The following is a 16,834-nucleotide window of genomic DNA, read 5'->3' as shown; positions in this document are numbered from 1 at the left end:
ACCATACGGATAAACCACCTCCAAAAAATTCCGTTTTGTTTTCTGCGGTTTATCGGCATGGTGGGAGAATAGGACGGGGTCGTGGCGCGTTGATGGCGCAGCGATCCGCGCGCCCCTCTGCTCCCCTCCCGCTCAAGAAAGTCCCGCCATGCCTTTTGCCCGCCTTGCAGCGCTCACGCTGATGCTTCTTTCCACCAGCGGCCTGACGGCGCGCGCCCAGGAGGACTATCCCTTCACCGGAGAATGGGAATGCGACGGCGCGCCCTTCGTCTTCACCTCGACGACCTACAGCATCGGCGACGACACATATAACGTCCAGGAGGTGCAGGAGGGAACGGACGGCTCCTACTCGCTCTTCCTGTCGGACGAGGTCTATATCTACCTTTCCGGCATCACGGCGGACACGCTCGACTTCTCCTCCTCCGAAAGCGACCGCACGCTTAGCTGCCGCCGCTATTGATATTGAAAGATATTTTGATGAATCGCGCCCGCATTCTCGCCCTCGCCCTTTCGTTCGCCATCACCTCACCCGCCCTCGCCGACACCTATGCGGCGATCAGCAAGACGGCGATGGCGATCACCGGCGACATCGAGTTCGACGACTTCGGCATCACCTTCGAAAACGGCAAGCAGATCGTGTTCGACGAGCTTGTCGGCGATACGTTCGTGGTGGGCGGAGAGACGGTGAATGGCTCGGTCTACAGCGTCTCCGAGCCGAAGGATCCGGTGCTGCTGAACGGCAACCGCCTGTGCGGCGAGCCCGTCACCTATGTCGCCTCCTGGGGCGACGCCGACACGACGACGGTGGCCGTCTTCTCGACGCAGGATGTGCCGCAGAGCGACGCGGACATGTGCGCGCCCTATACCTACGAATAACGGGCAAGGCCGGGCTCACGCCCGGCCCGCCAATCCTCAGCAGGCGACCTGCAGAATTTCCATCGGCCGGCGCTCGATGCGGGCGAAGGCGGCGCGGATATAGTCCGCCACGGCCAGCGCCGGCGTGTCGGCTTCCTCGTTGACGACGAGGCCGATCAGGTAATGGCCGAGATCCGGCAGGCCGTCCTTCGGGCTGAGCGCCACCATATCGTCGCCGACGAGGAAACGTGCCAGCGGGGCGACGGCAAGATCGGCGCGGATCGCGGCACGCTGGCCCATATGGTGGGCGCAGAAATAGGCGACGCGGAAATCGCGGCCCGAACGGCTCAGTTCTTCGAGCGCCCGCTCGCGCCAGATGCAGCCCTCTTCCCAGACGGAGACCGGCAGCGGGTTCTTCAGATGCGCGTTGCCGCAGCTCTTGCCGGCCCAGACGAGCTGTTCCTTCAGGAGGATTTCGCCGGGGATCGGGATCGTGCCGTCGGTGGCGTTGAAGATTGCAAGGTCGAGGCGGCGCTCGGCGACGGCGCGGCGCAGGCGGCCGCTCGTCTCGATCGACACATTGACCGCGATCGACGGATAGGTCTCGGCAAAACGCTTCAGCACTTCCGGCAGGATGAGCTCGCCCACGTCGTCGGGCGCACCGAGCCGCACGACGCCGTTCATCTCCGGCATCATGAAGCGCGACACCGCCTCGTTGCTGAGCGCGATCAGGCGGCGCGCATAGGAAAGCAGCACTTCGCCATGATGCGTCAGCACGACGGAGCGCGCATCGCGCCGGAACAGCGAGCAGCCGAGCAGTTCTTCCAGCTTCTTGATCTGCATGGAGACGGCGGACGGCGTGCGATGCACCGTCTCGGCCGCGGTGGTGAAGTTGCCGGTCTCGGCGATCGCCACGAAGGTCTTGAGAATATCGAGCTCCAAGAGGGGGAGCGTCTGGCGCATCAGCAGGTTCATGCTTGCCTCCATGGATCAGAATTTCTGAAGCATAACGTCACTTCATTTCGTTTGATTGAAAACCGAGACGGGCGGATAGTCAACCTATCAGAACGGAGAACAGAAGGAAAAACGCCATGAAAACGCAGAAATCGTACGCTGACGGCGCCGATCTCGCCGTTCGTGCCCGCGGAAACGGATTCTACTACGCAATACGGCGCTTCGTAGGCGACGCCATCGAAGCCCGCCGCCGGCGCAACGTTGCCCGTCACACGGCCGATGAACTCGCCCAGCTGCCGGACTACCTGCAGCAGGACATCAACTGGCCCGGCATCATCAAACATGAAGAACGCTGATCTATCCAATCAAATATATTCGTTTGATTGATGCATAAGGTTGCGACATAGTCACGATCAAGGTCGCGACCTTTCGAAACCTCCCAAGCTCGAAAGGAACCCTGAAATGGCACTTGCATTGGAACATCGCCCGGTACGGCGCGCCTCTGGCGCCCATCACGCCGGCAGCCTGTCTTATACCCTACGCCACATCGCCGAACGGATCGTCTCCGCCTGGGAGCGTCACCGCGCCGAACGCGAACTGGAAAGCATGCCTTACGACCTGCGCAAGGACATCGGCTTCCGTTCGAAGAACACGCGATGATGAATGACTGTTGCGGCGCACCGCCGAAAGAAGACGACGCCAAAAACCGCCGGAGCTGACCTTCAAAAGTCTCTTCGGCGGTTTTCATTTATGTCCGGATGATCGGCACCACCGGGGCCGCGGTCTCCGGCAGGATGCCCGCCAGCCGCGGGTCGTCGAAGACCTCGACCTGCCGCTTTACCGGCGTGAAGCCCGAGCGGATGTAGAAATTCAGCGCCTGCGGCGAATCGAGCGTGCAGGTGTGCACCCAGAAGCACTGCAACGCCTCCCGCGACCAGGCGCGCGCGATTGCCCGGTTCATCAGCCAGCGGCCCGTGCCCCCGCCGATCGTCCCCGGCGTCAGGCCGAAGAAGGCGAGCTCGCAGACCCCCTCCTCGCGAAAATCGAGTTCCAGCAGCCCCTCGGCCCGGCCCTCTTTCATTACGCCGTAGACCTCGACATCGGGGTGATGGAGGACCGCCGCGAGATCGGCATCGGCCATGGCGAGGCGCGAGGCCCAGAGCCATTCCGTGCCGATGCGGCTGTAGAGGTCGCGATACCAAGCCAGATCGGGCGTCGCCATGCGGTCGAGCGTGATGCCGGGCTGCTCGGGATCGTCGCGCCGGTCCGGCGGCGCCCGCATTTCGAGGCAGGTCACCACGGCGGCAAGTTTTCCCGCCGGTACATCCGAATATCCGTCTGGCAGCATCGATCATTCCCTCACAAATCCGCGACCGTATGTGGCCGGAGCGCGCCGGCTTGTCAAACCGGAACGGCCGGATTTCACGCCGCAAAAACTGCCTGTCGCAATCGGACAATGCTTTTGGCCGGGTCGCAAATGTGCAAGTGCGAAGGAAATGTCATAATTCCGCCGGAAGGCACTGACATTCCAGTGATGCGCGGCCTGTTTCAGTCGTAACCATCCTTTTCAGTGTCGCAAAAATGCTAGCATCGCCGCCACTCTCCCTGCGACCATTGCGACATTCCGCCCCCAGCATGGACACTCCGATGAACAAGCAGAACGTCAAGAAGCGCTCCCTCGTTTTCTTCCTCGTGCCCAACTTCTCCATGCTGCCCTTCTCGGCGGCAATCGAGACCCTGCGTATTGCCAACCGCATGCTCGGTTACGAGGCCTATACCTGGCGCCTCTCCTCGACGGACGGCCAGCAGGTGCTCTCCTCCAGCGGCATCGGCATCGAGGTGAATTCCTCGCTCGCCGACGAGCGCAAATATCTCGGCGGCGAGAACCGCCCTTCCATGGTGCTGGTCTGTTCCGGCATCTATGTCGAGGATTTCTCCAACAAGTCGGTCAATGCCTGGCTGCGCGAAGTTTATAACCGCGGCATCGCGGTCGGCTCGCTCTGTACCGGCGCCCATGTGCTCGCCCAGGCAGGCCTGCTCTCGGGAAAACGCTGCGCCATCCACTGGGAGAACCTGCCCGGCTTCGCCGAAGCCTTCCCGCAGGCCGACGTCTATGCCGACCTCTACGAAATCGACAGCAACATCTACACCTGCGCCGGCGGCACCGCCTCGCTCGACATGATGCTGAACCTGATCGACCAGGATTTCGGCGAGAACCTCGTCAACCGCGTCTGCGAACAGGCGCTGACCGACCGCGTGCGCGGCCCGCATGACCGCCAGCGCCTGCCGCTGCGCGCCCGTCTCGGCGTACAGAACGCCAAGGTGCTGTCGATCATCGAGCTGATGGAAGGCAACCTTTCCGAGCCGCTGTCGCTCTTGGAGATCGCCGATGGCGCGGACCTGTCGCGCCGCCAGATCGAACGGCTGTTCCGTCAGGAAATGGGCCGCTCGCCCGCCCGCTATTATCTCGAAATCCGGCTCGACCGGGCGCGCCACCTGCTCGTCCAGTCCTCCATGCCGGTCGTGGAAGTGGCCGTCGCCTGCGGCTTCGTCTCCGCCTCGCACTTTTCCAAGTGCTACCGCGAACTCTACAACCGCTCTCCGCAGCAGGAGCGCGCCGAGCGCAAGCTGACGCTCTCGGCCATCGCGCGCTGATCAAACTTCAGGAAATGAAAGTCCCCGTCCCTATGGCGGGGATTTTTTTAGCTCGCGAGCGCGCTCATCAGCGAAAGCTCGGAGAAGACCCGGTTCCGGCCGGCATGTTTGGCCATGTAGAGGAACTGGTCGGCGGCATTCAGGTAATTGTCGAAGGTTTCCCGGCCGGCAATGACCGCAAGGCCGACGGAGACCGTGACGGTCAGCGCCTCGCCGTCCGCATCGATCGGCTGGGCGGCAAGCTCCGAACGCAGACGCTCGCAGTAATCGAGTGCCTCGTCCAGTGAGAGACCGTTGAAGATGATGCCGAACTCCTCGCCGCCAAGGCGCGCGAGCAGGTGCTTGTCGTTGACCCGGTGCTTCAGTCGCCGGGAGATCGCCTTCAGCACCACGTCGCCGACTTCGTGGCCGTAGGTGTCGTTCAGGCGCTTGAAATGGTCGATGTCGAGGATGGCGATCGACATGGGATCGCCACGGCGCACCGCCTGGTCCACAAGCCGCGGGCCGGCCTCGAAAAAGTAGCGGCGGTTGTAGATGTCGGTCAGATAATCCCGCGCCGCGATGCGGTGCAGCGACTGCACGCGCTTCTGGATCGCCGCGACGTGGAAGATGCGGCTGTTGAACTCTTCGACGAGGAAGGGCTTCTGGATATATTCGTCGCCGCCGGCGCGCAGGAAACGGGCCGCGACCATACGGTCTTCCGAGGTCGAAAGGCCGACGACGCGCACCGCATCGTCGCCGTGGCGCTGGCGGATTTCGTCGAGCAGCGCAAAGCCGTCCATGTCGGCGAGCGCAAGATCGCAGACCACCATGTCGATGCCACCATGCGCATCGAGCGCATCGAGGGCGGCGGCACCGCTTTCGACGGCGATGATCTGGAAACGCTGCTTGGCGATCAGGCTCACCTGGCGCTGCAGGCTCTCCGGATCCGAATCGACGACGAGCACCTGGGTCTTGCCGCTCGTGAGAATCCGGTCGACGGCGAGCACGAGCTGCTGGATCGCCGCCGGATTGTCCTTGACGACATAGTCGAGCACGTTCTTGGCAAGGATCTGGTCGCGGGTGGCATCGCTGAAGGAGCCGGTGAAGACCAGAGGCGCGATGCCCTTGGAGATCACATAGTCGAGCGCCTCGCAGTTGGGCGCATCCGGCAGGTTGAGGTCGAGAACGGCAAGCGCGAATTCCGCCGCGTCGGACTGGAAGATCGCCCGGACCGCCGCCATGCTGGAACAATGGGTGACGATAAGGCCGAGTTCCTTTTCCAGCCGATACTTGAGAGCAGTGGAGAACATGCGAGAGTCTTCCACGAGCAAAACCTGCTGGCCGGAGTGGCGCAGAAATGCAGGCCCTCGTTGCGGATTTGAATCCACTCCCACGTCTTCCAGTACCCTCGATGATGTTCCCGTCTGGCACGCATTACAAACCACCGGTTTTACCAAGTGGTTAATCCGCCGAGAAATATCTCACGTTACGTAAGGGACATATCCGGGTGGATCGTGAAAATCGCTGAAAAGTCAGGCAGAAAGCCGTCGCTGCGCTGTCCTGATCTGGGTCAGCGTGTCGAGGTTCTGGTTAACGCGGCAGTAGAATTCCTCGTCGATGAACGGCCGCATGATGAAGTCGTTGCCGCCCGCCTTAAGGAAGCGCGCCGAGAGCAGCCGGTCCGTCGAGGACGAGACGCCGATGATGCGCAGCTGGTGCGATCCGACGGTGCCGCGAATGCGCCGCGTCAGCTCGAAACCGTCGATATCGGGCATGTTGTAGTCGGTGATCATCAGCGCGATATCGGGGTTTGCCTTGAGGAGTTCGAGCGCGCTCCTGCCGTTCTCCGCGACGCTGACGCGGAAATTGTAGCGCTTGAGGCGCGTCGTGAGCAAAGCGCGCGCCGTCGCGCTGTCGTCGACGATCAACACATGGTGCTGGTGATTGGTCAAAAAGCGGCAGACCGATTCCGCCAGCATGTCGACCGCGAAGATGTTGTCCTTCAGGATATAGTCGACGATTTCCTTGGAAAGAAGCTGGTCGCGCGTCGTCTGCTGGAAAGTTCCGGTGAAGACGATCGTCGGAATGCTGAGGTCGACAAGATAGTTCAACGCCTCGCCATTCTCGGCGCCCGGCAGATTGATATTGGAAATCGCCAGCGTGATCTTGTCGCTGGACTTGTCATAGGCAAGTTCCAGCTCCTCGAAACTCCGGCAGATCTCGACATTGAGGTCGAAAAGCTCTTTCAGCCGCTTCGAGATCATGGAGGTGAAGACATTCGAGTCCTCGGCAACAAGAATACGGTGATGCGAGAGAGACGCGCCGGAATACTGCATTCCGGAAATGCCGATAAACGCCATGATCTGCCTTCGTTGAAAAGATGTTTCCCCAGCTTAATGGGTAACGGCAACCCTTTGCGAAAGCGTTAAATTTAGAAGGCATGAAAACGCGGTAGGCGCACGCAAAGAACAACGGCGCGGTTGTTCTTCCGCGCCGCACCAAATCCTCAACAAAAACTTACTTGACCGAAGCAGCGCCGCCCTGGATTTCGACTTCCTCGCCGCCGTTGAGCGCGATGCGGTCGCCGTTCGGCAGGGTGACGAAGCAGCCGGAGGGGCAGATCGTCTCGGTGGAACCGGGCTCCAGCGCGACCTCCATGCGGCTGCCGTCCTCGACGATGACGAGAACCTGGGTATCGCCGTCCTTGTTGGTGACGGAGGCGGCCATTGCCGGGGCGGACATCGCGACCGACACCAGCAGCATCATGATCATTCGCTTCATCTTCGCCCGGCGCCTGAGCACCGCCCCTCTTGCAAGCCCTGAGGAACACTATCGTTCCTCGATCGGATTTGCATCACGTTTTATGCGGGGACGGCTGAATGGAGCGTGAATGCGGCGTTCATGTGCCGCAAATCAGGCGGCGGGGTCGGCTTCGGGCGCCTCGTCGGCCGGCTTGCGCCGCCGGCTGGTGGTCGGCGGGCGCAGTTTTTCCGTCGCCTGGTCGAGAAGCGCCGAGATGAGCTCCGCCCCTTCCGGCGAAATCTTGACCGGCACTTCGGGCGCCGCCGGCCCGCCGATGGCGATCTCCTCCTGGCGGAACCGTTCGAGGATGGCGGCGCGGAGTTCCGATTTCACGGTCGTGCCGTTCAGAATATCGGCGAGGAAAGCGCGGATCTCGAAATCCAGCGACGAGGCCGAGAAGGCCAGGAAGACGACCATCGGCTCGGGATTGCGCAGCAGGCCCTGCTGCCCGCGCACGACCTCGACAAGCATCTCCTGCACCTGGCGGGGATCGTTGCTGCCGTGCACGCTGATCGCCAGATCGACGCGGCCGAGCTTGTTGCGGTGCGTCCAGTTGCCGACCTGGCCGTTGATCAGCAGGGAATTCGGCACGATCACGGTCTGTCGCTGGAAGGTCTCGATTTCGGTGGCGCGCACGGAGATGCGGCGCACGAAGCCTTCCGTCGTGCCGGCCACCACCCAATCGCCCACCTTGAAGGGCCGCTCGGCGAGCAGGATGAGGCCCGAGACGAAGTTCGACACGATGTTCTGGAGGCCGAAACCGATACCGAGCGAGAGGGCACCGGCGACGAGCGCGAGGCTGGAAAGGTTGATGCCCGCCGCCGATATGCCGACGAGGCCGGCAAGCGCCACGCCCGCATAACCCACCGCCGTGCGCACGGAATTGCGCACGCCCGCATCCACCTGGCTTCGCGCCAGCACGTTGCCGTCCACCCACTTCTGGAACCAGCGCGTGATGACGAGGCCTGCGGCAAAAAGCAGGATGCCCGCAAGGATGCCGACGAGCGAAATGGTGATGCTGCCGATGCGGATCTCGGTAAAGATGCGATAGGCCCAGGATTCGATATCGGCGACCTGGAAACCCCATTGCAGCAGGATCAGCGGCACGAAGCAGACGAAGATCAGGAGATAGACGCCGAGCCCAGCCGCAAGCCCGACCTGATCGAGCGCCACCTGACCGAGGCCGAAACGCTCCTCCAGCCGCTTGCCGACAGTGGTTTCCGCAAAGGCGTTGGGCGCCGAGACGGCGCGGCCGGAGAGGAAGCCGATATACATGGTCACCACGACGGCGCCGGTGACGACGATCTGCGTGGCGATGAAGCGCGCCATGCCGACATAACCGAGCAGCGACGCGAAGACGAGGCCGAGCCCCGTCAGCACCAGCAGGATGAACACCGAGCGCGGCCAGGGACGACCCTGCGTATCCGGCTTTTCGCCCTGGCGCAGCACCGGCTTGATGAAGGCGGTGACGACGAGCAGCGCGCCGATGATGATCGAGGCGATGAAGCTCTTCACCACCGTCAGCACCACCGGCGAGCCCAAAACCTCGCTAATGGTGCCGAGGAAATAGTCGCCGCCGTTGACGATCGCCATGCCGAAGATCAGCAGCCACAGAAGCTGCGCGCCGCGATCGGACACCCGCACCAGCCGCCAATGCCCGTCGACCGGCGACAGGACCGCATTGGCCAGTTGCGCGACGAAATAGATCGCCACCATCACGCCGAGCGCCACCGTGACGATCGGCGCGATATCGGCGCGCAGCACATTGAACGTGTCGAGGAAGAAGTAGCTGGCGCCGGCAAAGGCCGCCGCCGCCATGGTGGGCAGGATCGTCGACCAGAAGGCGACGGACAGGCGCGTGATATAGTGCGGCTTCTCCTCCTGGACCCCGCGCGTGATGAAGGGCGCGAAGAGGCGGTAGCTGCCGGTGTGCAGCACGAGGGCTGCCAGCAGCGACAGGCCGACGGCGCCCAGAAGCTGCATGCGCTTGAACTTCCAGACGAATTGCAGCCACGCCGCCACCGTGCGGTTCAGCGTCTGCGTCTCTTCGACAAGCGCGCCGGAGGCCTCGGTGAAGAGTTCCGTGTTGATCTCGGTGCGTTTCAGGATGGCATCGCTGAAGAGCCGGCGGCGGATTTCCGTGATGCGGTTGGAAAGCTTCGTCGCCTCGATCGAGAGGTTTTCCGCCTCCCCCGTCAGCGCGTTTATCTCGTTGCGCTCCGTGGCAAGCTTCTTGCGCTCCTCGACGACGACGGCGGCCTCGGCCGGCGCGCCGTCCGCCGGCGGATCGCCGAGTTCGGTCTGGCGCGCCTTGATGGCTTCCAGCCGCGGCCGTGTGGCGACCGAAATGGACAGGATCGTCCGGTTCAGCGCCTCCGCCTCGACCTTCAAATCGACGAGGCGCGCATCGTCGTCCTTGTCGCGCTCCACGCGCTCGCGGATGGCATTGAGCTGGCCGCTGGCGCGGTCAAGATCACTGTTGGCCTGTTCGAGCTGGGTGACGTCGGCGGTGGCCGGCACGGCCGCCGTCTGCGCCCGCACGGGCGGAGCCGCGACGAGAAGAAGGACCAGAAGAACGGGCAGAAGGCGGAAGATCGGCAACAGGCCATCCTCGTTGAACAGAGACAGACGACGACGCATCGCAAACATGCGATTCCGCACCCCTTCTAGCCATGAATGCGGCCATTTTAAACCGGCATCGCCGTTCAGCTAGAGCATTTCCAGCCGAAGCGGCATCGCTTCGGCGTCGGACAATGCGGCAAAGACAAAAGGATTAGAGCATTTCCGGTCAACCGGAAATGCTCTAAAATCCAGCGCCGGGTTCGGCGAGATAGGCCTGCTCTTTCGCCGTCGAAACCCGGCCGAGAAAGACATTGCGATGCGGGAAACGGCCGTAATCGACGATGACGTCGCGATGCCGCTGCGCATAACCAAGATACATTTCATCGTCATGCGCCTCGAAAAGCGAGACTGAAAGGTCCTGGTCGGCAAGATCCTCGGAATGTTCGAGCGGCATGTAGAAGAAATGGCGCCGGCCGTGGTCGACCAACTTGTCGGCGCCCGCGTCCAGCGCCAGGCGTGCCTCGCGCCGCGCGATCCAGTCCGTCGCGAAGGCCATGGGCGACGCGCGGTACATGTTGCGGGGGAACTGGTCGAGCACGATGATCGCCGCAAGCCGCGCCTCGGGGCTTGCGCGCCATTCCGGCGTGACATCCTGCGACAGGGCGAAATGCGTCGCCGCGAATTGCTGGCGGATGCCGGCATCGAGCTCCGGCGTCGGCTGCCACCAGTCCCTGGCCGTCAGCGTCTCGCACCAATAGGCGACGACCTCTTCCGGTGTCCTGATCCTGTCCTCGCTCATGCCGCTCCCTCCATTCGTCTGAGCCGCAATATGGCGGGGTGCGACCGGGTTGCAAGGGGGCGTTAGCAAAGCTTTACCCCGCCTGCGCTAGGCTCTCGGCGATCGAGGGACATGCCATGCTGAAATTCACCGGACTGTCGACGTCCGCCTATCGCAAGACCGGTTTCGACCTGCTGCTCAACCTGGAGGGCTCGACGCGTCGCGCCTATCTCGACACCGCGGCCGATCCCGCGCCGACGATCGGCATCGGCTTCAATCTGCGCTACAATCTCGAACCCGTGCTGAAGGCGATCGCCGGCAGCGGCTGGAACGCGACGCTGCAAGCGCGGCTGAAGACGGTCATCGACGACAGCTACGCCAAGGGCGAGACCGCGCTGCTCAACAGCCGGCTGGACAAGGTGATGGCCGACTGGAACGCGACGCGCGATCCGGGCGTGCCCAAAACTTTCGGCTTTACCTCCGACATGCAGATCCAGGCCGCCCTCACCGCCATATCGCCCCGCTACGAAGCGGTCATCGACAAATGGCTCTCCGGCATCCCGAATTCGACGGAACGCGCCGTGCTGTTCAGCATGGCCTATAACGCGCCCGCGCTGCTCGGCCCGAAGCTGAAGGCCGCGATCCTCGACGGAGACCGGGCGGAAGCCTGGTACGAGCTCCGCTACAATTCCAACGGCAGCGGCCATGCCGGCATCGCCAACCGGCGTTATGTGGAAGCCGAACATTTCAAGCTCTTCGCCAAGGAGGGCACGGCGACGACGGCGGAAGCGCTGGATGCCGGCCTGATGTACACCGCGCACCGGGAAAAGATCCTGTCCTACGAAAGCCGCTTCGACGCCGACGATGCCGGCCGCATCAAGGGCTTTGCCGGCATCGATGCGATCTCCGAGGAATATGCCCCGGCCATCGCCCGCCTGAAGGCCGCCTACGGCATCAGCAAAAGCATGGCGCTGGAAGAGCTCCAGGTCGCCTCCGCCACCACCCGCACCCTCTCCGGCGACGGCACGGCCCATGATTCGACCGGGAACGATGCGGACCTGCTCATCGGTTCGTCCCACGCCAACACGCTGTCCGGAGGCGCCGGCAACGACGCCCTCGTCGGCTTGGCCGGCAAGGACAGGCTCAATGGCGGCGCGGGCAACGACTGGCTCGACGGCGGCACCGGCGCCGACATCCTGACCGGCGGCAGCGGCGCCGACACCTTCGTCTTCCGCAGCGCCGCCGATATCGGCCTTGCCGCCGGCACGCGCGACCGCATCACCGACTTCGAGCCCGGCCGCGACGGGATCGACCTCTCCGCCATCGACGCCAACGGCTCCGAGACCGGCCACAGCTTCACCCTTCTCGCCAAGGCGAAAGCCTTCACGGGCGATGCCGGCGACCTGCGCTGGTACACGACGACAAGCAGCGGCAAGGCCATCACCGTGGTCGAGGGCGACATAGACGGCGACAAGGCGGCCGACTTCCGCCTGGAGCTGGACGGCAAGCTGGCGCTCGGTAAGGGGGACTTCTTGCTCTAAAGCATTTCCAGCCAAAGCGGCATCGCTTCGGCGTCGGACAATGCGGAAAAACAAAAACCTAGCGCGGCTGTTCCCCAGGGAACAGCACGGGGTGGTCGGTTTATTAGAACAGCGGTTCGCCCCGCCGATTGCACGAAACCAGTCTCCGGCGGCATGACGATAACGCGCAACCGCACCGTTCATTCGATGATCCATGACATTCTGACGATGGGGCTTCTGTTGTGCGGCGCGCACTGGCTGGCCGACTATCCCCTGCAGCCGGACTTCCTGGTGAAGGCGAAGATCGAGGGTCCGCTGCGTGTCTATCACCTGATCGCGCATGCCGGCATCCACGCCACCATGGTGCTGCTCATCACAAAAAGCCCCGTCCTCGCGCTTGCCGAGTGGGTGCTCCATGCCGTGATCGACGAAGGCAAAACGAAGGGAAAGATCAGCTTTGCCCAGGACCAGGCGCTGCATCTCCTGTGCAAGCTGCTGTGGCTGGTCGCAAGCTTCAGCATCCTGAAAACCTGACGCGGAAACGCCAAGTCGACTGGCGCGCAGCGAACCGGAAATGAAACTGTAAAATCCAGTGTCTAGTGTAAAATGCGGGTTGGTAGAAAACCGCTAAGTAGTTGTATTTGGTGGGTGATCACGGGCTCGAACCGTGGACCCGCTGATTAAGAGTCAGCTGCTCTACCAACTGAGCTAATCACCCACAAGACCGTTTGTGCGGTCTGGAGCGGCGTATAATGGCGTTCTCCGGGCTTGTCTATACCCGCCCCGAAAAAAGATGCTTTCCGGGGCGAATTTCTTTCGCAGCGCAAAATAACCGTCACAAATCCAGCATTCCCGCGGCAAGCCGTACGGCCTGTCCACCGATGCGCGCGCGGGCGACCGCGCCGCCGGAAATATCGAGATGCAGGTGGATCGAGGACGGGCGGCCCATTTCGACGCCCTGCTCGATCAGGAACGGGTGGTGGCCATCCACCAGCTTGTCGAAGAAATGGATCGCGCCGGAAAGCGCTGCGACTGCAGCCCCCGTCGCCGGGTCCTCGGAAATGCCCATGTCGGGCGCGAACATGCGCGTATGGAACCGCGCATTGTGGTTCACGCCGCCGCGGCAATAGAGATAGGCGGAGGCGAGCCGGCCTTCTGCGAAGGGCGCACAGCGCTCCCAGAGCGTCGGGTCGAACTCCACCGCGGCCGCCGCCGCAACGTCGTGCACCGGGATCATCACGAAGGCGACGCCGGCGCTCCATAAAGAGGGCACGTGGTTCTCGAAACCGACCTGGCCGGGTTTCAGGCTGAAGGCATCCGCCAGCGCCTGCCGGTCGAAGGTCGCCTCCAGGCGCGCCGATTTGCGCGGCACGTCGAACTCGGCAAAAGCCGCCTCGCGCACGCCGAGCTTCACCGCACAGCGCACCGGGCCGACATTTTCCTCCAGCATGCTTACCAGGTCGCGCGGCTGCGTGGCGACGTCCTCGGCCGCTTCGGCAATCGCAATCGCCGCCCCCACCGTCGGGTGGCCGGCGAAGGGCAGTTCGCGGCCCGGCGTGAAGATGCGCAGGCGCGCGGTGTGCGCCGGGTTTTCCGGCCGCTTCACGAAGACCGTTTCGGAGAGATTGAACTCGCGGGCAATGCGCTGCATCGTGCCGTCATCGAGACCATCGGCATCGAAGACGACGGCCAGCGGATTGCCGGCGAGCCGCGTGTCGGTGAAGACGTCATAGATGGCATAGCGACGGGACAAGATATTCTCCGTATTCAGCTTTTGCCTAAACCTGCCCGAGCGCTCCGCCGCGGGCAAGCGGAAATGAAACCGCCCACGTATTAGAGATCCAGGCTCATCACCACGGGGCAATGGTCGGAGGCCTTCGGCCGGTCCCAGCCGACACGCGGATAGCGCTCCACCTCCTGCCCCGGCGGAAAGATCGTGCGAAAAGGCTGGCCGGCGCGAATGATCTCCGGCACCTGATGGGCGTTGCGCTCGGCAAGCGAGGGCGACAGCCAGATATAGTCGAGCTGGCAGAGATGGCGCTCCTCCGGCCCGCGGCTGTGGTAGAGCGTCCAGCGGTCGTCGACCGGCCGGCGCAGCATGGGGTTGACCGCAAAGCCATCCGCGCTGAACACGTCGAGCGCGCTCGCCGCCTCCTTCTGCGGCACGAAGCGATAGCCGGTGCGCCGATCGCCCTCGATCGCCAGCTTCTCCTGGTAGTCGTTCATGTCGCCGCAGATGGCGAAAGCCTTGTTCGCCGTGCGGCCGACGCCGAAACGGTTCTCGATGATCCGGCGCACCGCGCGCGCCTCGGCGGTGCGCACCGGCATGGTCGACTGGCGGCCGTCCATGCCTTCGCGCCCCGGCCCCATCGACTTGAAATGCACGACATAGAGCGTCAGCGGCCGCCCGCCGATGCGCAGGTCCATCTCCAGGCAATCGCGCTTGAAGACCCTGTCGTCGGCCTTGAGGCCCTGGCCGAGATCCGGCGTGAAGAGGTCGAAGTCGCGATAGGTGACGGCGGCATGGCTGCGGATATCGACGCATTCGATGCGCTGGCCGTCGCGGGTCTCCTCGCGCATCAGCACCGACACGTCGATGCCGCGGCTGTCATTGCCCTCGATCAGGTATTTCTGGCGGTAACCGTTGCCGACCATGCGGAAGAGATAGCCATATTCGAAGGCCTGCAGCGCCGCCATGTTGTCGGTCTCCTGCAGGCAGAGGATATCGGCATCGGCATCCGCTATGGCGAGCGCGGAATGCTGGCGGGCGTCGTCCGTATACGCGATGGCGCGCGCCTCCTCCAGCCGCTGGTATTCCGCCTCGTTGCGGATGTCGAAGAGGCGCAGCACGCGATCCTGGCGAACCTGGTTGCGAAAACCCGTGAAGTCGAAACGGGTCATGAGGTTTTCGATGTTGAACGTGGCGAGGCGCAGCGACATGGGGCACTTTCGGCAGGAATGCGTATGGGCAGGCGGAGTGTAACCGGCTGACCGGCAATGGAAAGCGCCTTTTCGCCATGCCCGCCGACCGGACCGGAATAAACCGGCTTGCCATGCCGTTACCCACCACGGATGATACGTGCTCCGAGGCGGGCGGAGGGATCGCTCATGGGATTTTTATCCGGTAGATGGCGGGCGTTCCTGGCGGCATGGCTGGCCTTGAGCTTCCTCGCCTGCATGCCCGCCCGCGCCGCCGAAAGCTACATTACCAGCCCGGGCGAAGCCGCGCGGGCCGCAGGCCGCGTCAGCGAAGCGCTCGGCAGGACGCCGGAAGCGCACACGATCCGCATCACCGAGAAGGAAGTGAACCTCATCCTGCGCGGCACGAAAGCGGGCGACGCGGACGAATGGCGGGTGCGCCAGGCGACCCGCCTGCTCTTCTTCCAATCGGAAGTCGTCAGCGGCCCCGCGGCGCGCTCCGCCCCAGCCATGGTGGCCGATATAACGAGCGGCCTCTTCCCGCTGGACGCGATCCCGCTGGCAAAGGTTGACCAGATCGCCACCCGCGCCATCGGCTATGCCCGACTGGAAGGCGGCGGCACGGTGCAGTCTATCGAGATCTCCAAGCGCGTGAACCTGCTGCCGACGCCCTCCTACGGCCCGATCCGCTGGACGATCTACGTCGCCTCGCCGCGCGAAAGCGCCACCGTCTATGCGGATGCCGAGGGCACGATCATCGGCGGCGACCTTTCCAACACCGCCCGCGCGCGGCTGATGGATTTCTTCAAGGACGACGACTGGCCGAAGGAGCAGGCGCTGGAAAGCCTCACCTCCGTCATCGGCAGCAAGCCGATCATCCGCGACCTGACGGTCTATCCGAAATCCGTGCAGGTAAAGGCCGACCACCCCAGCATGGCGGAAACCACGGTCGGTTATTCCTGGGATATCTCCGGTGTTACGCGCTCGCCCATCACCTCGCCGATGTTCCCCGGCACCTCGGCCCTGCCCGGCTTTTCGCTCGCTGATGTCGATCTGTCGCGGCTTGCCATGATCCGCGACAAGGCGAAGGAGGCCTGGCAGAACGACAAATCGACGATGAGCTACATGATGCTGAAGCTCTCCACCGACGGACCGGGAAAACCGGAACTGCGCTGGGTGGTGCATTTCACGGATCTCGGCGAGCCCGGGGAAATGACGCTGTTCACCGCCAGCGGAACTGTGGAAGTGACGACGGACGGCACGGTGCGCGTCGCCAACCTGCCCGATGCCCGCAAGCCGAAGCGCAACTGGCTCGATCCCGACATGACCGAGAAGACGCTGGGCGTGATGGCCGAGCAATTCGGCAAGAACGCCCGCTTCGCCGAAATCAGCGTCAGCAGGGATTCGATGCGTATTCTCGCCGAAGTGCCGGATACGCCCGGCACCATGCGCGACTACAACGTCAACGACCGCGGCGTCACGGCGTCGAGCATGATGATGCCCTGGGATTCGGAATTCCGGCCGGAACGGCTTTTCCGCATGAGCGACATCGCCTTCTTCTCCGCAGCCAAGCTCAACGAACTGACGGCGCGGACCTTCTCGCGGCTCCAGGTCGGCTCGGAAATGCCGCTCTCGCGCTATACCTTCTCGATCGGCCAGTTGATGTCGCCCGACGGCAGCTTCATGGTGCCCTCGCCGGATGGCAAGGTGACGCTGGAAATCCGGCTGGAAAGCCCGGACGGCTGGAAGGGCGGCCGCGTCACCTATTCCTCGACGGGCGAGGAAATCGATATCGTGATGCCTTAGC

Annotated in this window: 17 protein-coding genes and 1 tRNA gene; 8 read left to right on the top strand and 10 right to left on the bottom strand. The window is 63.3% G+C overall.

What is annotated here, in order from left to right:
- Nucleotides 1–148 precede the first annotated feature (148 nt).
- The gene (locus J2Y63_RS16610) at nucleotides 149–460 is read left to right on the top strand and encodes a hypothetical protein (RefSeq protein ID WP_435266986.1); all 312 of its coding nucleotides are present in this window, start codon (nucleotides 149–151) and stop codon (nucleotides 458–460) included.
- A gap of 17 nt (nucleotides 461–477) precedes the next feature.
- On the top strand, nucleotides 478–876 hold the full coding sequence (locus tag J2Y63_RS16605; RefSeq protein ID WP_435266985.1) for a hypothetical protein: 399 nt from the start codon (nucleotides 478–480) through the stop codon (nucleotides 874–876).
- Between the two features lie 36 nt (nucleotides 877–912).
- Here the strand turns inward: J2Y63_RS16605 and J2Y63_RS16600 are convergent, their stop codons facing one another.
- On the bottom strand, nucleotides 913–1,830 hold the full coding sequence (locus J2Y63_RS16600) for a LysR family transcriptional regulator (RefSeq protein ID WP_256115450.1): 918 nt from the start codon (nucleotides 1,828–1,830) through the stop codon (nucleotides 913–915).
- Between the two features lie 116 nt (nucleotides 1,831–1,946).
- On the opposite strand from J2Y63_RS16600, the gene J2Y63_RS16595 reads away from it, so the two are divergent.
- A complete protein-coding gene (locus tag J2Y63_RS16595; RefSeq protein WP_256115449.1) occupies nucleotides 1,947–2,165 on the top strand; it encodes a hypothetical protein in 219 nt (72 codons plus the stop codon).
- Nucleotides 2,166–2,271: 106 nt separating this feature from the next.
- Nucleotides 2,272–2,469: a hypothetical protein gene (locus J2Y63_RS16590; protein ID WP_256115448.1), complete on the top strand. Its 198-nt coding sequence runs from the start codon at nucleotides 2,272–2,274 to the stop codon at nucleotides 2,467–2,469.
- Between the two features lie 88 nt (nucleotides 2,470–2,557).
- Here J2Y63_RS16590 and J2Y63_RS16585 read toward each other — a convergent pair whose 3' ends face one another.
- Nucleotides 2,558–3,157: a GNAT family N-acetyltransferase gene (locus J2Y63_RS16585; protein WP_435266984.1), complete on the bottom strand. Its 600-nt coding sequence runs from the start codon at nucleotides 3,155–3,157 to the stop codon at nucleotides 2,558–2,560.
- A gap of 299 nt (nucleotides 3,158–3,456) precedes the next feature.
- Here J2Y63_RS16585 and J2Y63_RS16580 point away from each other — a divergent pair, with 299 nt between their 5' ends.
- On the top strand, nucleotides 3,457–4,464 hold the full coding sequence (locus J2Y63_RS16580) for a GlxA family transcriptional regulator (protein ID WP_256115445.1): 1,008 nt from the start codon (nucleotides 3,457–3,459) through the stop codon (nucleotides 4,462–4,464).
- Between the two features lie 47 nt (nucleotides 4,465–4,511).
- Here J2Y63_RS16580 and J2Y63_RS16575 read toward each other — a convergent pair whose 3' ends face one another.
- The 5 genes from J2Y63_RS16575 to J2Y63_RS16555 form a co-directional block, all read right to left on the bottom strand.
- On the bottom strand, nucleotides 4,512–5,756 hold the full coding sequence (locus J2Y63_RS16575; RefSeq protein WP_256115444.1) for a GGDEF domain-containing response regulator: 1,245 nt from the start codon (nucleotides 5,754–5,756) through the stop codon (nucleotides 4,512–4,514).
- 222 nt (nucleotides 5,757–5,978) lie between these two features.
- Nucleotides 5,979–6,806, bottom strand: coding sequence for a response regulator (locus tag J2Y63_RS16570; RefSeq protein ID WP_256115443.1), 828 nt, complete (start codon nucleotides 6,804–6,806; stop codon nucleotides 5,979–5,981).
- Between the two features lie 157 nt (nucleotides 6,807–6,963).
- Nucleotides 6,964–7,227 (bottom strand): hypothetical protein, encoded by a 264-nt coding sequence (locus J2Y63_RS16565; protein ID WP_256115442.1) that lies wholly within the window; start codon nucleotides 7,225–7,227, stop codon nucleotides 6,964–6,966.
- A gap of 132 nt (nucleotides 7,228–7,359) precedes the next feature.
- A complete protein-coding gene (locus tag J2Y63_RS16560) occupies nucleotides 7,360–9,897 on the bottom strand; it encodes a mechanosensitive ion channel domain-containing protein (RefSeq protein ID WP_435266983.1) in 2,538 nt (845 codons plus the stop codon).
- Nucleotides 9,898–10,051: 154 nt separating this feature from the next.
- Complete coding sequence (locus J2Y63_RS16555) at nucleotides 10,052–10,609, bottom strand: DUF924 family protein (RefSeq protein WP_435266982.1); 558 nt, start codon at nucleotides 10,607–10,609, stop codon at nucleotides 10,052–10,054.
- A 116-nt stretch (nucleotides 10,610–10,725) separates the two neighbouring features.
- Between J2Y63_RS16555 and J2Y63_RS16550 the strand changes: the two genes are divergently transcribed.
- Both J2Y63_RS16550 and J2Y63_RS16545 read left to right on the top strand, forming a co-directional pair.
- Nucleotides 10,726–12,129, top strand: coding sequence for a M10 family metallopeptidase C-terminal domain-containing protein (locus J2Y63_RS16550; RefSeq protein ID WP_435266981.1), 1,404 nt, complete (start codon nucleotides 10,726–10,728; stop codon nucleotides 12,127–12,129).
- 153 nt (nucleotides 12,130–12,282) lie between these two features.
- Nucleotides 12,283–12,642: a DUF3307 domain-containing protein gene (locus tag J2Y63_RS16545; protein ID WP_435266980.1), complete on the top strand. Its 360-nt coding sequence runs from the start codon at nucleotides 12,283–12,285 to the stop codon at nucleotides 12,640–12,642.
- 108 nt (nucleotides 12,643–12,750) lie between these two features.
- Here the strand turns inward: J2Y63_RS16545 and J2Y63_RS16540 are convergent.
- The 3 genes from J2Y63_RS16540 to J2Y63_RS16530 all read right to left on the bottom strand — a co-directional run bounded on the left by J2Y63_RS16540 (nucleotide 12,751) and on the right by J2Y63_RS16530 (nucleotide 15,048).
- A tRNA-Lys gene (locus tag J2Y63_RS16540) sits at nucleotides 12,751–12,826 on the bottom strand.
- Between the two features lie 117 nt (nucleotides 12,827–12,943).
- Nucleotides 12,944–13,861 (bottom strand): PhzF family phenazine biosynthesis protein, encoded by a 918-nt coding sequence (locus J2Y63_RS16535; RefSeq protein WP_435266979.1) that lies wholly within the window; start codon nucleotides 13,859–13,861, stop codon nucleotides 12,944–12,946.
- An 80-nt stretch (nucleotides 13,862–13,941) separates the two neighbouring features.
- Complete coding sequence (locus J2Y63_RS16530) at nucleotides 13,942–15,048, bottom strand: endonuclease/exonuclease/phosphatase family protein (protein WP_435266978.1); 1,107 nt, start codon at nucleotides 15,046–15,048, stop codon at nucleotides 13,942–13,944.
- A 168-nt stretch (nucleotides 15,049–15,216) separates the two neighbouring features.
- On the opposite strand from J2Y63_RS16530, the gene J2Y63_RS16525 reads away from it, so the two are divergent.
- Nucleotides 15,217–16,833 carry a hypothetical protein gene (locus J2Y63_RS16525; protein ID WP_435266977.1) on the top strand — a complete coding sequence of 539 codons (1,617 nt, stop codon included), beginning with the start codon at nucleotides 15,217–15,219 and terminating at the stop codon, nucleotides 16,831–16,833.
- Nucleotide 16,834 lies beyond the last annotated feature (1 nt).

Origin of the sequence: Shinella sp. BE166 (assembly GCF_051201095.1) — a bacterium.
Classification (GTDB): Bacteria; Pseudomonadota; Alphaproteobacteria; order Rhizobiales; family Rhizobiaceae; genus Shinella; species Shinella lacus.
This window is presented reverse-complemented; position numbering and strand designations above follow the sequence as displayed.